The sequence below is a fragment of the Nonomuraea sp. NPDC050451 genome (assembly GCF_044458585.1).
In genome coordinates, this window is the sequence record NZ_JBITHZ010000083.1 from 1 (window position 1) to 14,519 (window position 14,519).

The 14,519-nt window shown below is 67.9% G+C and carries 9 protein-coding genes and 1 pseudogene; 6 read left to right on the forward strand and 4 right to left on the reverse strand.

Going from position 1 to position 14,519, the window contains the following annotated elements:
* Nucleotides 1-80 precede the first annotated feature (80 nt).
* Nucleotides 81-317: an IS3 family transposase gene (locus ACIBI9_RS67080; protein ID WP_397239414.1), complete on the reverse strand. Its 237-nt coding sequence runs from the start codon at nt 315-317 to the stop codon at nt 81-83.
* Nucleotides 318-439: 122 nt separating this feature from the next.
* Nucleotides 440-673, reverse strand: a pseudogene (locus ACIBI9_RS67085) (transposase); the annotation flags it as partial.
* 239 nt (nt 674-912) lie between these two features.
* On the opposite strand from ACIBI9_RS67085, the gene ACIBI9_RS67090 reads away from it, so the two are divergent.
* Both ACIBI9_RS67090 and ACIBI9_RS67095 read left to right on the forward strand, forming a co-directional pair.
* Nucleotides 913-1,122 carry a hypothetical protein gene (locus ACIBI9_RS67090; protein WP_397239416.1) on the forward strand — a complete coding sequence of 70 codons (210 nt, stop codon included), beginning with the start codon at nt 913-915 and terminating at the stop codon, nt 1,120-1,122.
* Nucleotides 1,123-1,219: 97 nt separating this feature from the next.
* Entirely contained in the window at nt 1,220-1,456 is a 237-nt protein-coding gene (locus tag ACIBI9_RS67095; protein ID WP_397239418.1) for a DUF6289 family protein, read from the forward strand.
* 1,846 nt (nt 1,457-3,302) lie between these two features.
* Here ACIBI9_RS67095 and ACIBI9_RS67100 read toward each other — a convergent pair.
* Both ACIBI9_RS67100 and ACIBI9_RS67105 read right to left on the reverse strand, forming a co-directional pair.
* Nucleotides 3,303-3,614: a hypothetical protein gene (locus tag ACIBI9_RS67100; protein WP_397239420.1), complete on the reverse strand. Its 312-nt coding sequence runs from the start codon at nt 3,612-3,614 to the stop codon at nt 3,303-3,305.
* Nucleotides 3,615-4,781: 1,167 nt separating this feature from the next.
* Nucleotides 4,782-5,900: a pyridoxal-phosphate dependent enzyme gene (locus tag ACIBI9_RS67105; protein WP_397239422.1), complete on the reverse strand. Its 1,119-nt coding sequence runs from the start codon at nt 5,898-5,900 to the stop codon at nt 4,782-4,784.
* A gap of 104 nt (nt 5,901-6,004) precedes the next feature.
* On the opposite strand from ACIBI9_RS67105, the gene sbnB reads away from it, so the two are divergent.
* From sbnB to ACIBI9_RS67125, 4 genes are all read left to right on the forward strand, one after another.
* Nucleotides 6,005-7,054 carry a 2,3-diaminopropionate biosynthesis protein SbnB gene (gene sbnB, locus ACIBI9_RS67110; RefSeq protein WP_397239424.1) on the forward strand — a complete coding sequence of 350 codons (1,050 nt, stop codon included), beginning with the start codon at nt 6,005-6,007 and terminating at the stop codon, nt 7,052-7,054.
* Between the two features lie 84 nt (nt 7,055-7,138).
* The gene (locus tag ACIBI9_RS67115; protein ID WP_397239426.1) at nt 7,139-8,068 is read left to right on the forward strand and encodes an ornithine carbamoyltransferase; all 930 of its coding nucleotides are present in this window, start codon (nt 7,139-7,141) and stop codon (nt 8,066-8,068) included.
* Nucleotides 8,069-8,091: 23 nt separating this feature from the next.
* Nucleotides 8,092-13,602, forward strand: coding sequence for an SDR family NAD(P)-dependent oxidoreductase (locus ACIBI9_RS67120; RefSeq protein WP_397239428.1), 5,511 nt, complete (start codon nt 8,092-8,094; stop codon nt 13,600-13,602).
* A gap of 3 nt (nt 13,603-13,605) precedes the next feature.
* Complete coding sequence (locus tag ACIBI9_RS67125) at nt 13,606-14,385, forward strand: thioesterase II family protein (protein ID WP_397239430.1); 780 nt, start codon at nt 13,606-13,608, stop codon at nt 14,383-14,385.
* Nucleotides 14,386-14,519 lie beyond the last annotated feature (134 nt).

Here is a 14,519-nt window from a genome sequence, read left to right on the forward strand (position 1 = left end):
GAAAGCTACGAGGCCGGACTCTACCTCCGAGGCTCGATCATGTGGTTAAGACTCCTCACCTCAACCACATGATCCGAACTCTAAACAGCTCCTAGGCCGAGTTTGCGCATCAGCAGCCGAACCAGCTCGGCCGAGCATTCCTCGCCGCGGCGGCCGAGTTCGCGGTGCACCCGCCGATACCCGTAGGTCTCATACGAGGCATCGAAGACGGTGGCGATGAGTTGTTTGAGGTGCTCGTGCCGCCGGACGGTGGCCGAGGCCGGCCGGCCGCGCCATTCGTAGTAGCCCGACCGGGACACGCCCAGCCACGCGCACATCGCCACGGCCGTACGGCCGTGTGGCTGGCCTTCTCCGCGTCGATCAGTTCGAACCGCGCGGTCACCGAGTCTCGCCTGCGAAGAAGGCGGCCGCTTTTCAAGAACTGCACCTTCTCGCGCAGTTCCTGGTTCTCCCGCTCCAGCTCACGCAGCCGCGCCCGATCCGGACCCGACAGCGACTGCGCCTCATCGCCCTCGTGCTGGTGCTTATACAGCCGGACCCAATTGCCCAGCGTGGTGTCGTGGATCCCGGACTCCCGGGCCACCTCAACCACGGTACGGTCGCCCTCCCGCACCATGCGGACGGCCTCGTCATTGAACTCCTGGCTGAACCTTCTCTGGTTACGCTTCGGCACTCTCCAACCCTTTCCGAACAGCTTCAGCCCTTAACGGGCTGTCTGTTCGGAAGATCAGGGGCACCTCACCAGTGATTGAAATCTGTGACTCTGCACCGAAGGGGTCTTGCGTTGTGATGCAGGGCCGGCGTTGCCGCGTCGGTTCGGGAAGGCGCCGATTTCCGGCTCGCCTTGAGGATCGCATCGGCGTTGGTCGCGGCAGTACTCGCCTGAGCTATCTGGCGACCGCGCGATGATCTTTGTCGCTCACGATCGCGCAACTGGCGCATTGCTGCTGCCATCCGACCGGCGCATGGACCGATCTGCAGGCCCGCAATCTCCTGATCGAACTCGGCGAGCGAGCAGCTTCGTTCCGCGTCCTCATCCGCGACCGAGATGCCAAGTTCACGACGTCTTCGATGAGGTGTTCGCCTCTCGCCGAGCGGGGGATTTTGGGTCGTCAACCCTGATGGCATCTATTCGCCGAATCCGTTAACAGCCTCTTGATCCCGAATGCGGCAGGTGATCATAGTGGCCGGGACAAGGGGAACTCCTCACTCTGGAGGCATGTTGATCAAGCGACTCGCCCTGGCAGCTACCCTCGCCGCAGCCAGCCTTACGATCGCTCCGTCCGCCGCGCAGGCCAGTTTCTGCAAGATCGGCTACAACTGCGTACAGACCTACTACTCCGACGCCAGCCACACCACGGCGGTCGGGCGTTACCAGGTGGACTGCCGTGGCACGATCTACGAGACCGGCACCACCTCCGCCTACTTTACCTACAATTCCTATGCCTGCGATTAGCCTGATCTTCGCCTACAGAAATGGGGCCGCGAGCCGGCCCCATTTCTGTTGCAAGATGCCGATGACCGAATAATGCTCGATTTCTCGGGAGGTCCTATGGCATCCGTGCGGCAGTGCTTGGATGGGCCGGTCCTGTTCAGCGGGAGCGATTTGCTTGATTGAGCCCTGTGGACCGTCCTGGTGGTGCCTTTGTACTGGTTGTTGACTCCCGCGACCAAACGCACGACTGGGGGCGGAACAAGGGAGATTCGTCCTGCGTGTGGCGTTGCTCGACCCTGGTAGGGGTTTGACGAGGGCGCCCCGGCAGTCAACCCTGGCTGTGACGCTGCTGCGAGCGCAAGCAGTGCCAACTCGGTGAGCAAGGCACCGAATTGCTTCGATATCTACTCTTACGTTTGTTTATGGACCCCAGGAGACGGCTGATCGAGAGTACCCGCGAATTGGTGCGGGAGCGCGGGTACGTGGGTACCTCGCCAAAGACGGCTGCCGGCCGCGATCGCTCGAGGCGCCGAGGAAATGCGCTTCGCCGGGCTGCGAGCCCGAATAGCCGGGCTCCTCCCAGAAGTACAGGCGAGCGCGAGATCGACGCCGCGCTTGACCCAGCGGCCACAGCCGCCGCACTCGCCGCGGTCTTGCAGGGTAGCTACGTGATTGCCCGCGCCGCCGACGGGCGCGGAGGTGTACGTGCAGGCCATTGACGGCGCACTCGGCATGTTTGCTGGACACGCCCGCTGAGCAGCCAGCAGAGTCAGGCGTACGGCATGTCGTCGTTCTCCGACTGCGACCTGCAGAACATCCGGGGCGCTGGCCCCTGACGCCCGCAGGCCTCGATAACCGCGTCAGGCCGCAACTCATCGCCTGTCACCTATTCACCGCTGACCAGTCACTGAACGTTTTTCCGTGCGCCCATCAGAGCAGGAGGCGAAGCCGTGATGTAGCGGTCGATCTTGTTGTTCGTAAGCTCGTCGTCGCTTGCCGGTGGAAGTCCGGTCCGGGTAGCTGCCAGGAGGCCCGGTAGCAGGCTGGCGGTTTCGTCTGGAAACGGCGGGGTCGAAGCCCAGCGTCAAAAGCCCTGTAAGGGGGAGCGATGGTGTGGTCCGTAGCATGAAGCGAAGCCTGCGGCGTCGTTACTCAGCCCGCCGTTGTGGTGGGATGAGGGAGTGCCGAGCCTCTCGAAATCGGGGCGAAGGCCATGGACGCGGTGAAGAGCCTGGAAGCGCAGCTGTTAAGGACTCCCCGGCGTATGGGGCGTGGAACGCATCGACAGTGGCGGCGGGAACTGGGGAGACTCTCCCCGGCCCGGCAACCTGCGGACGGAAGGTGTTGCCGGAGCGTCGTGTCCTATAACCGATGGTCTCGGGAAGTGGGCGTCGGAGGCGGCCGTAGTATCGATCGAGCCGGCCGGACGACATAACCGGCGGTGAGGGAAAGGCCGTTGCTTCGTCGATGTGCAGCGTCTGCGGTGGAGGGGACCGGTGAGTGCCGGTCAGGCTTGTCCCGCCGCGAGTGGATCACGTCCGCGTGATCCGGTCCGTGCCCTGCAGCATGCGCTTCACCGGGTGGCCAAGGCCGATCCCGGGCGTCGGTTCCACGCGCTGTTCGACAAGGTCTTCCGCAGAGACGTGTTGCACGTGCGTGGGTGGTGGTGCGCGCCGACAACGGCGCGCCCGACATCGACAAAACCACTCGTACGGAGCTTTCGCGGGATGCGTCTGGCGGCGACCCGAGGGGCGGCACGGTCGCAGATCGTTGAGCAGAGTCAGCGGCCAGGGAGGATCACGGGCGAACCGAGGAACCACTTACGCGACGCAATGCGCTGACGAATCGACGCTGATCGGCCTCTGGATCATAGGTTCTCAATCCACTGGACGTAGAGCTCGGCAACGTCTGAACCATAACTCCCCTCGCACTTGTAATCGAGCCAATAAAGGCCCTTCCCCTCAACGCCTGCGTTGCGGCACTGAACGATGGCGGGTCGGCGATCCTGATCGTAGAAGGTGCGGTAGTACGTAAACGGAATATCGGCGGCTACGGCTGCACCGGTGGTAATGGTTGTGGCGGAGGCGGCAGGGCCGGCGGTCAAGCCGAGCGAAATGGCGGTGGCGAGGACAGAGGTAACTGCTGCCCCTCCCAGCCGCACTTTGTTGAAGGCTGACATGGCACGTGAACGTAGCAGCCGAAAGTGGCGGGCGTGAAGCCGAATAGTTGGCGCATACTCGCCAAGGGCGTCTGAGCTCCTGTCATTCCTGTGCCTGCCAAAAGGCCACTTGCGTTGCGGTCGACGAGTTGGACGTAGCGCATGTGAACGTCCCCTGCTCGTGGTCGCGCCGTGCGGCAGTCAGGTCTTCCGCGCGAGTGGATGCCTGCCACGAGCGTCCGGTGCGCCAACGCGTGCCCGGACGAGCCCACCAGGCGCTCGATCACCAGCTACTGAGCGGCGAGCAGGACAGGCTGTTCGGCTTCGTGCCAGGCCAGTGCCGAAAAGCCGCGTCCGTTAGCACGCGCGTTCCGTAGCCGAAGGCTGAGGGGCCGATCGAGGGCGACACGGCGGGGCCGAGTGGTCCTGGGCCCTCGGATCGAGGTCAGTGCGCTCGACCGCGTTGAGAGGACAGGGTCGTGCGTGCGGTGGCAGGTCGGCTGATCCCGCGAGAGGAGAGATCGGGAAATCGTGCTGAGCGGATGCGAACGGGCACTGAGCAGGTGCTCAGGTCTTGTTCGGGTGCCCTTTAAAGCTTTTTTCAAGGTTTCGTCCTGGCGGCGCTGCCAGAGTGATGCCGCCACCACCAAATCCATCGCCGACAGCGTGACTTCTCGAGTTGGTCGTTGTGGGAACGTCTGGGAACGCCGTGGGCGCCGGTCGCCGGTTAGCTGTTCCAGAGGGAGGTTTCTCCATTTACGCCACCGTTTGTCCGGCTCCGTGCGGTGAGCTGAATGTGAGGGGTAAAGACGTTCATGAGCATCATGAGAAGCCAGGCGGGCCATCGGAGAAGCGCAGAAGATCCAGGAGCCGATGCTCTTCCCGCTCACCTTTTGCCGGTGCTCCAGCAACTGCTCGACGGTGTTCCTGATGTCACGGCCAGTCGGCGGCTCAACATGTCGCCGCGCACGTTCAGCAGGCGCGTGGCGGAATTGCTCGAGTTCCTAGGGGTGCAGACCCGCTTCCAGGGAGGCGTCGAAGCGGTGCGCCGCGGGTGGACGCCCGCGCCCGAGGGACGCTCGGGAGGGCAGGAGCCGTTCGTGGCTGGGTTGACGAGGGCGATCAAGCCCTCCAACGGCGACCCGCGGGCGGGATGGTGGCCCGGGCCGCCTGAGCGCTGGACCGGAGTCAGGACTCCAGGCGGAAGCCGAGGCCATCGGAACGGAATTTGGAGATAGAGCGTTTGACATCGTCGAACGCGCCCGTGCGGATGAGCCAGTCGTCATCGTAGAGCGTCTCGGTGTAGGTGTCCCCGCTGTCGGCGGCCAGGCAGAGGGGCAGACGGGGTGGTGTGCTCCCGGCCAGGTCGTCCACGCAGGCGCTCACGACCGAGCCGCTCGACCCGCCGAGGTTGATCCCCGTGTCCTCCAGGAAGATCCGGCACATCGCGATGGCCGTCGCGTCGGCGACGGCCATCGCCCGGTCGAAGGAACCAGGTCGGAGGAAGGACGAAGGGCGGCTGGCGCCGATTCCCGGGACAAGCCTGGAGCCGGCGCTCAGTACGGTCGGAGGGCCGTCAGCAGGGGACATGACCAGGGACGACGCCGCATCGACGGCCACGAGCCGGATCGAGCGACCTAAGGGCCGGACATGTGCGGAGATGCCCGCCAGGGTACCTCCGGTGGACACCGCCACGTAGATCGTGTCGAGTTCCGGGCCCGCCTGCGCGATGATCTCGGGGCCGGTCGTGTGCTGGTGGATCAGCGGGTTCGCGGGATTGCTGTATTGGTCGGTCCACCGGTACCGGGGGTTCTCGTGACAGATCCGGGCGACGGCTTCAAGGCGGTTCAGCAGGTAGCCGCCATGTCCGTCCGGTTCCCGCACCATGTGCGTACGCGCACCGTAGGCGCCCAACCGCTGCAACGTGGAGTTCGGGGTCTTCGGATCGACGACCGCGATCAGGTGGCATCGGAGTTCACCGAGCAGTCTCGCCAGAGCGACGCCCAGGTTGCCCGAGGTCGACTCCACCACGACCGAACCGGGTCGCAGCGGCTCGCGGGCGTCGAGGTCGCGCAGGAGTCCCAGCGCCGTACGGTCCTTGACGGACCCCGTGGCGTTGTACGACTCGCATTTGAGCAGCATCCGGTGGCTCCGCCCGCGGTACTCCACGGATACGGCGGAAACCGGTGTGCTCCTGTCCTGATTCCATACGTTGACCGGCACCCTGGTCACGATCGCGGCTGGCTGGTCCGGTGAGAAGTCTTGTGGCGACTTCCCGTCAAGCTCCCTCAGGACGGGCACGCCCACCGCCCCCTCGGGCTTTTACTCATGATTCGCGCCGGACGAGCCACCTCGCCGGTCACGCGTGTGCCAGTCGCCGATCACCAGAACCCGTTCAGGAGCCGCAGCCAATGAGCCAGCCCCCCACCTTCGCCGTGATCTCCGGCGCGCAGGTGCACCGCGCCGTCAGCGGGCGCGAGGACCAGATCACCCACGTCGTAGAGGCTGCGTATCGCGCGCACGGCGAGGGAGCCACGGTGAACCCCGACTCCTATTTCCTGCGCTTTCCCGAGCGGCCCGCATCACGGATCATCGCGTTGCCGGCGTCGCTGAGGGCAGGCTTCGACGTCCACGGCATCAAATGGATCTCCAGCTTCCCGGAGAACGTGGCGACAGGCCTGCCCCGGGCGTCGGCGGTGCTCATCCTCAACGACACCGATACCGGCTATCCGTTCGCCTGCCTGGAGAGCTCGATCATCAGCGCCACCCGCACGGCGGCCTCGGCCGCGCTCGCGGCGGTGCGGCTGAGCGAATGCCGGAACGGGAGCGAGCGGCCGACGAGGGTCGGTTTCTTCGGCGCGGGCCTCATCGCCCGCTACATCCATGCCTATCTGGTCGGCAACGGCTTCTCCTTCCGGGAACTCGGCGTGCACGACCTGTCGGCCGAGCACGCCGCGGCGTTCAAGGGATATCTGGAACGCACGGAGAAGGCGACGGTCACCGTCCACCGCCGGCCGGAGGACCTGATCCGCGGCTCGGACCTGGTCGTGTTCGCCACCGTGGCGGGCGAGCCGCACGTCACGGACGCCGCGTGGTTCGCCCACAACCCGCTGGTGCTGCATATCTCCCTGCGTGACCTGGCGCCCGAGATCATCCTGTCGTCGTACAACGTCGTGGACGACGTCGAGCACTGCATGAAGGCGAACACGTCCCCGCACCTCGCCGAGCAGCACGTGGGTCACCGGAGTTTCGTGGCGGGAACGCTGTACGACGTGCTGACCGGGAAGCTCGCCCCTCCCACGGACCAACCGGTGATCTTCTCGCCCTTCGGCCTGGGCGTTCTGGACCTCGCCGTGGCGACATACGTCCACGATCAGGTGGCGATGGAAGGCGGCCTGCACGAGGTGCCCGGCTTCTTCCACGAACTCGACCGCTACGGGCGTGGCCCGGCAGGCGCGTGAGGGAAGCCGCGGGAATGTCCAGTTCTCGCCAGGCTCGCCGCCACGCATTGTCGCCGCCGCGGGCGGCGGCCCATCTTTACAGCCATGCACAGGCATCTCGTCTCCCTTCGCGACGTGACCGACGCCGAACTCGAGTACCTCGTCCGCCGGGGCGCCTGGTACGCGAGCGAGCAGGCTGCCGCCCACCGCCCGCTCACCGGCATGGTGGTGGGCGGGTTCTTCACCAAGACCTCGACCAGGACCAGAACGGCCTTCGCCAGTGCGGCCCTGCGGCTGGGGGCCGCGCACATCCCGTACGGGCCGGCGGACCTGCAGCTCGCCACCGGCGAGTCGATGGACGACACCGCCCGGGTCCTCGCACGGATGCTGGATGCCCTGGTGGTCCGTACGGCCGCCGACCCGTCGGAGGTACGGGCGCTCGCGGCACAGCAACGGATGGCCGTGATCAACGCGATGACCGCCGATGAGCACCCGACGCAGGCCATCGCCGACCTCACCACCCTCATGCGCCACTTCGGACAGGTCGAGGGCCTGCGGATCCTCTACGTGGGTGAGGGCAACAACACGGCGGCCGCGCTGGCGCTGGGCTTGTCCCGCTTCCACGACGTCGAACTGTGCCTGGCGACACCCCCTGGCTACGGCGTCGCCAAGGACGTCCTCGACCTTGCCGTGGAGCAGGCGACCGCCCACGGGAGCCGCATCACGCAGTGCCACGACCTCGATGAGGCGCCGGACCGCGCCCAGGTGGTCTACACCACGCGCTGGCAGACCACCGGCACGTCCAAGCCGGACCCGGAATGGCGCCGGATCTTCCAGCCCTTCCGGGTGGACGAGGCATTCATGCGACGCCACCCCGACGCCGTGTTCATGCACGACCTGCCCGCTCACCGCGGTGAGGACGTGACGGCGGCGGTTATCGACGGGTCGTCGAGCATCGCGTTCGACCAGGCGGAGAACAAGTTGCACAGCGCCAAAGCGGTACTGGAATGGTGCCTGCTCGGCAGGCAGGACTGAGAGAAGCCATGAAGGAGAACGAGTTGAACCCTGAGCTGCGGGACGACCATATCGCGATCATCGGCATCGCCGGCCGGTTCCCCGGTGCGAGAGACGTGCGGGAGTACTGGGACAACCTGGTCGACGGCGTGGAGTCCATCACGTCGATGAGCGATGACGACCTGCGCCGTCACGGGGTTCCCGAGTCGGACATCAGCAATCCCGACTACATCAAGGCGGCGGCGCTGATCGAGGACATGGAGCACTTCGACGCCTCTTTCTTCGGCTACACGCCGCTTGAAGCCAAGATCCGGGATCCGCAGGGCAGGTTGTTCCTCGAGGCGTGCCACTCCGCGCTGGAGGACGCCGGTTGCGTGCTGGACGAGGCGGACGGGGTCGTCGGCGTGTTCGGCGGAGGTGCCAACGACCTGTACGGCGAGCACTACGTCAAGCGCAACCGCGCGGCCATCCGGGCCGCCGGCATGATGGGGATCGACGTCAGCAACCACCCCGACTACCTGACGACCACCGTCGCCTACCGGCTCGGCCTGCAGGGACCTGCGGTCAACGTGCAGACCGCCTGCTCCACCTCGCTCGTGGCCGTGCACCTGGCGAGCCAGTCGCTACGCCTGGGCGAGTGCGACCTCGCATTGGCCGGTGGCGTGGAAGTGGAGTTGCCCTACGGCGCGGGCCACGAGTGGGTCGAGGGCAGCATCTTCGCCAAGGACGGCCGTTGCCGCGCCTTCGACGCCAAGGCCGGTGGCACGCTCTTCGGCACCGGCGTCGGCGTGGTGGTGCTCAAACGGCTGGGCGACGCCAGAGCCGCGGGCGACCACATCTACGCGGTGATCCGCGGCTCGGCGGTGAACAACGACGGGTCGACCAAGGTCGGGTTCACCGCCCCGGGGGTGGACGGTCAGACCAAGCTGATCATGGAGGCTCTCGCCGCCGCGGAAGTGGATCCGCGCACCATCGACTACGTCGAGGCACACGGCACCGGCACCCTGGTCGGCGACCCGATCGAGGTCACCAGCCTCACCCGCGCGTATCGGGCGGCGGGGGCGGAGGACGACAAGTACTGCGTGATCTCCTCGGTGAAGTCGAACATCGGTCACCTGGGGCCCGCCGCGGGCGCGGCCGGGCTGATCAAGGCCTGCCTGGCGTTCGAGCACGAACTGCTGCCGCCGAGCGTCAACTACGACGAGCCCAACCCCAACATCGACTTCGAGAACAGTCCGTTCTTCGTCAGCACCGAGCTGCGCGCCTGGGAGCGTGGCTCGGCGCCGCGCCGGGCCGGTGTCAGCTCGTTCGGGATCGGGGGCACGAACGCCCACCTGGTGCTCGAAGAGCCGCCGGTCGAGAACCGCCGGGACGGCGCCGACGGCGCATGGCAGATCCTTCCGGTGTCCGCCAGGACGCCGTCCGCGCTGGACCGCGCCGCGCAGCGCCTGTCCGAACACCTCGCCGCGGAGCCGGGACTCGCCCTCGGAGACGTCGCATGGACCCTGCAGACCGGCAGGGTGGCCCACCAGCACCGCAGGGCGGTCGTCGCCAGGGACCCCGCTGAGGTGGCGGCGGCTCTCGACGGCGGCGGGCCGATCGTGGCCGGCTCGGCCGAGCAGCGTGCCGTGGCGTTCATGTTCCCCGGTCAGGGAGCCCAGTACGCCGGCATGGCGCACGGCCTGTACACCCGGTACCCCTCCTTCCGCGAGGACGTGGACGAGTGCGCGGAGCTGCTGCTTCCCGTCCTTGGCCGCGACCTGCGGACGATCCTGTTCCCCGCCGCGGGGGAGGAGGAGTGGGCCGGCGAGCTGCTCACCCAGACCAAGATCACGCAGCCCGCCCTGTTCGTCGTCGAGTACGCGATGGCGCGGCTGCTCCAGTCGTGGGGCGTGAGATCCGAGGCGATGATCGGCCACAGCGTCGGCGAATATGTCGCCGCTCACCTCTCCGGGGTCTTCACCCTCGGCTCCGCGCTCGCCCTGGTCGCCAAGCGCGGCGAGCTCATGCAGTCGATGGCTCCCGGTGCCATGATGGCCGTGCCGATGCCGGAGGACCTGCTGCTGCCGTACCTGTTCGGCGAGGTCGAGGTCGCGGCGGTCAACGGCCCCCAGACGACGGTCGTGGCCGGCCCGCAGGCCGCTCTCGACGAGCTGACGGGCATCCTCGCGCAGCAGGGCGTGCGGACCCGTCCGTTGCACACCTCGCACGCCTTCCACACCGCCTCCATGGACCCCATCCTGGAGCCGTTCGTAGCAGCCGTGACGGCCGCCGCTCCTGCTCCGCCGACGACACCCTTCGTCTCGAACGTCACCGGTACCTGGATCACCGATGACCAGGCCACCGACCCCTGGTACTGGGCGGAGCATCTGCGGCGGACGGTGCGCTTCGCCGACGGGCTTGCGACTCTGGCGGCGAACGAGGCGCTGGCGCTGGTGGAGGTCGGTCCGGGAGAAAACCTGGCCACCATGGCCCGGCAGTGCCTCCGAGGCCGGGGCCTGCCCATCGTCCCCACCATGCGTCACCCGCTCAAGGAGGGCGACGACATGCGGGTCCTGGCCGACGCCGCCGCCCGGCTGTGGGTGACCGGAGTGAGCCTCGACTGGGAGGCCATGCGATCGGCGGCGGGACTGAAGGTGCCGCTGCCCGAGTACCCGTACGAACGGCAGCGGTTCTGGGTCGACCCCGACGCCGAGTGGGCCCGCGAGGAGCAGGCCGCCGTGGACGAGACGCGCGTCCTGCCCATCGAGGAGTCCTTCTTCACGACGGTCTGGTCGGAGTCGGCGCTTCCGCCGGGCGACCCGGCCGTCGATCCGGAGCGCCGCTGGCTGGTGCTCAGCCCAGGGGACGGGCCCGTCGAGTCCCTGGTCGGCGCGCTGCGCGCGGGCGGGGCCCAGGTCACCGTTGCGGTCCCGGGCGATGACTTCGCGCTGCTCGACGACGGCCGCTTCAGCCTTCGGCCCGCTCACCAGCCCGACTTCGACCGGTTGCTCGACCGCTTCGACGCCGCCTCGTACCCCACTCACGTGATCCACGGCTGGACGGCGCTTGCCACGGCCGCCGCTCCGCTCGACGGGTCCCACGTCAGCGCGGTCACCGACGCAGGCTTCTACGCGCTGATGTATCTGGGCCAGGCCATCGACGGCCGGTCCGTCGAACAGGACGTGTCCATCACAGTGATCACCAGCGACATGCAGGAGGTCACGGGAGGCGAGCCCCTGGATCCGGCCAAGTCCTTGATGCTGGGCCCCATGCACGGCATCAACAGGGAGATGTCCGGGGTGGGCTGCCGGACCGTGGATCTGCACCTCTCCGGCGTCCTGCCCGAACCCGTCGTGGTCAGGCAACTGCTCGCGGAGGTTCATGCCACCACCGACGAGGCGCAGGTGGCCTGGCGCGGGACCAAGCGATGGATCTGGGGCCACACCAAGCTGCCGGCCCTTCCCCCGGTGGACAGACCCCCCGTGCTCAGGGACGGAGGCACGTATCTGATCACCGGCGGTCTCGGCGGCATCGGCCTCACCGTGGCGGGTGACCTCGCACGGACCGTAGGAGCGCGCCTGGCGCTGGTGGGCCGCTCCGCCTTCCCCGCGCGCGAGCAATGGGAGGAGATCCTGCGCGACGGCGACTCCGACGAGCGCCGGCGCGACCAGATCAGGCGCCTGCTCGAAATCGAGGACGCCGGCGGCACGGTCATGGTCGCGTGCTGCGACGTGACGGACGAGGACGAGCTGCGTACCCTGCTGGAGTCCGTCGAAGACCGCTTCGGGCCGGTGGACGGCGTCTTCCACTCGGCGGGGATCACAGCTGGAGGGATGCTCGCGGTCAAGACCCGGGAGGAGGCCGAGCGCGTGCTCGGCCCCAAGGTGGCGGGCACGCTCGCACTGCACCGGGCCCTCGCCGGAAGGGACGCCTTCCTGGTGCTGTTCTCCTCCATCGACGCGGTGGTAGGCAACTTCGGCTTGGCCGACTACTGCGGGGCCAACAACTTCCTGGACGCGTTCGCCCGCCGGGCCGGCGCGCGTGGCGAGCGGGTGATGTCGCTCGGATGGGGTGTGTGGGCCGAGGTCGGCATGGCCCACGAGGCGACCGCGGCGGCGCCGTCCGCCTTCCGCAAGCTGCAGCAGGGCGTTCGCTCGGAGGACGTCGGCCTGCCCCTGCTGGACCGGCGGGTCACCGACCGCAGCGGGGACATCATCTTCGCCGTCACGCTGACTCCTGACTCCCATTGGGTCCTGCGCGATCACCGGATAGCGGGGCGTGCCGTCCTGCCGGGTACGTACTGTCTCGAAGCCATCCACGAAGCCTTCAGCGCCGCCGTGGGCGGCCAGGCCGTCGAGATCGGAGATGTGGTCTTCTTCGGCCCCATCGTGGTTCCCGACCAGCGTGAACTGCGCGTCGTGCTGCGCGCGGACGGCGACGGGTACGACGTGACGATCATCACGGCTCCCGTCCCGGACACGGGTCGCTGGACGGAGCATGTCAAGGCGCGCGTCCGGGCCGTGGACCCGGGGCCCGACCCGGGGTATGACCTCGACTCCATCCGGAAGGCGTGTGACAAGCTCGAATACGACCTGACCGGGAACGAGTCGTCGGGCATCGTGACGTTCGGCGACCACTGGCACAACGTCGGAGTCGTCAGGGTCGGGGAGCTGCAGGAGATCGCCGCACTGTCGCTGAGCGCGGCGTACCACCACGAGTGCGCCGAATACACGCTGCACCCCGCGCTGCTCGACGACGCGGTTTCCAACTCCCAATACCTGCCCATCGAGGCCGAGGCGCGTTACCTGCCTTTCGCGTACGAGAAAGTGGTCGTGCGCCGCCCGCTGCCGGCACGGTTCCACTCCTACATCCGTCACCTCGACTCGGCCGACGGTGAGATCATCAGCTGCGACGTGACCCTCATCGACGACGACGGGCGCGAGCTCGTCCGCGTCGAGGGCTACTCGATCAGACGGGTCGACCCCGACGCCATCGGCACCACGGTCCGGTCCACGGGTGCCGACGCGGGCGCCGCAGCCACCCCGCGCGCGGGCGAGAGCGCCGGCAGCGTCTGGGCGATCCGGCCGGACTTCGGCGTGGACGCGCTGCACCGGGTCCTGGGCTCGTGGCCGCGATCCCACGTGGTGATCTCGCGCGAGGAGCTGGCCGCCGGCATCCGCCGGATCAAGGGCGTGAACAGCGAGCTGCTGGAGCGCGAGCTGCAGGACAGCGACCTCGGAGAGACTGTCGAGCGGTTCATCGGCACCCCTTACGTGGAGCCGGAGACCGAGGTCCAGCGCAACCTCGCCTTCCTCGGGGCCCAATCCCTCGGCGTCGACAAGGTGGGCATCGACGACGACTTCTTCGAGCTCGGCGGCAATTCGCTGGTCGCGGTCCAGCTGGGAGCGCGTATCCGGGACCGGTTCAGCATCGAGCTGCCGATCGGTACGATCTTCCAGCAGCCCACCGTCCGGCAGCTGGCCCAGCACGTGGAGAAAGCCCTGCTGGCCAAGGTCGATTCGCTGTCCGATCAGGAGGCCGCCGAGATGCTGGCCTTCCTGGAAGGGCGCTGACCGGTGAACAGGGGAACCTCCCGGCCCGGTGGCCGGTGGACGCTGTTCGCCACGTCTCTGCCGGATCCGCGGCTGCGGTTGCTGTGCTTCCCGTTCGCCGGGGGCGGCGCCTCGACGTACCGAGCCTGGGGCGAGCCCATGGCGGCCGGTGGCGTCGAGGTGTGGCCGGTGCAACTGCCCGGCAGGGAGAACCGGCTGGGCGAGCCGGCCATGGACGACCTCCCCGCGCTCGTCCGGCTGCTCGCGGACGAGTTCGGGGAGGAGCTGTCCCGGCTGCCCTACGCCTTCTTCGGCCACAGCATGGGAGCCTGCATCGCCTACGAGCTCGTTCTCGAGATGCGGCGGCGCGGGCTGCCCGAGCCGGCCAGGCTCATCGCCTCCGCGCACCGCGCGCCGCACTGGCCCTCTCTCGGACCCACGTACCACGATCTGCCCAAGGACGAGTTCCTCGTCAGGCTGAAGGAGTACGGCGGGACACCGGAGGAGGTGTTCGCGGTACCTGACCTGCTCGACCTGCTGGTGCCGCTGCTCCAGACCGACTTCGCCCTGTTCGAGCGGCATCGGTGGGCGGCGGGCGACCCGCTCGGTTGCCCGGTCACCGTTCTGGGCGGGCTGGACGACACGGTTTCGGCGGAGGAACTGACGGGCTGGGAAGAACTGACCGCCGGGCCGTTCGAGGTCAGGATGGTCCAGGGAGACCATTTCTATCTGATCAGCTCCCAGGAGCAGACCATCCGGATGGTGCGTGACCTGCTGACAGCGGCCGCCAGCGGCGCGGGCTGAGGATACAGGGACGGGCGGGGGGGGGGGGGGGGCGCCCCCCCCCCCCCCCCCCCGGGCCCGCCGCGGGGGGGGGGGGGGGGGGGGGGCCCCCCCCCCCCCCCCGGGGGGGGGGGTTTTTGAGCCGGGCCCCGGGG

Coding starts and splice junctions, on each gene's coding strand:
- ACIBI9_RS67095 (WP_397239418.1), top strand. CDS start 1,220: ATGTTGATCAAGCGACTCGCCCTGGCAGCTACCCTCGCCGCAGCCAGC.
- sbnB (WP_397239424.1), top strand. CDS start 6,005: ATGAGCCAGCCCCCCACCTTCGCCGTGATCTCCGGCGCGCAGGTGCAC.
- ACIBI9_RS67080 (WP_397239414.1), bottom strand. CDS start 317: ATGTGCGCGTGGCTGGGCGTGTCCCGGTCGGGCTACTACGAATGGCGC.
- ACIBI9_RS67100 (WP_397239420.1), bottom strand. CDS start 3,614: ATGTCAGCCTTCAACAAAGTGCGGCTGGGAGGGGCAGCAGTTACCTCT.
- ACIBI9_RS67115 (WP_397239426.1), top strand. CDS start 7,139: ATGCACAGGCATCTCGTCTCCCTTCGCGACGTGACCGACGCCGAACTC.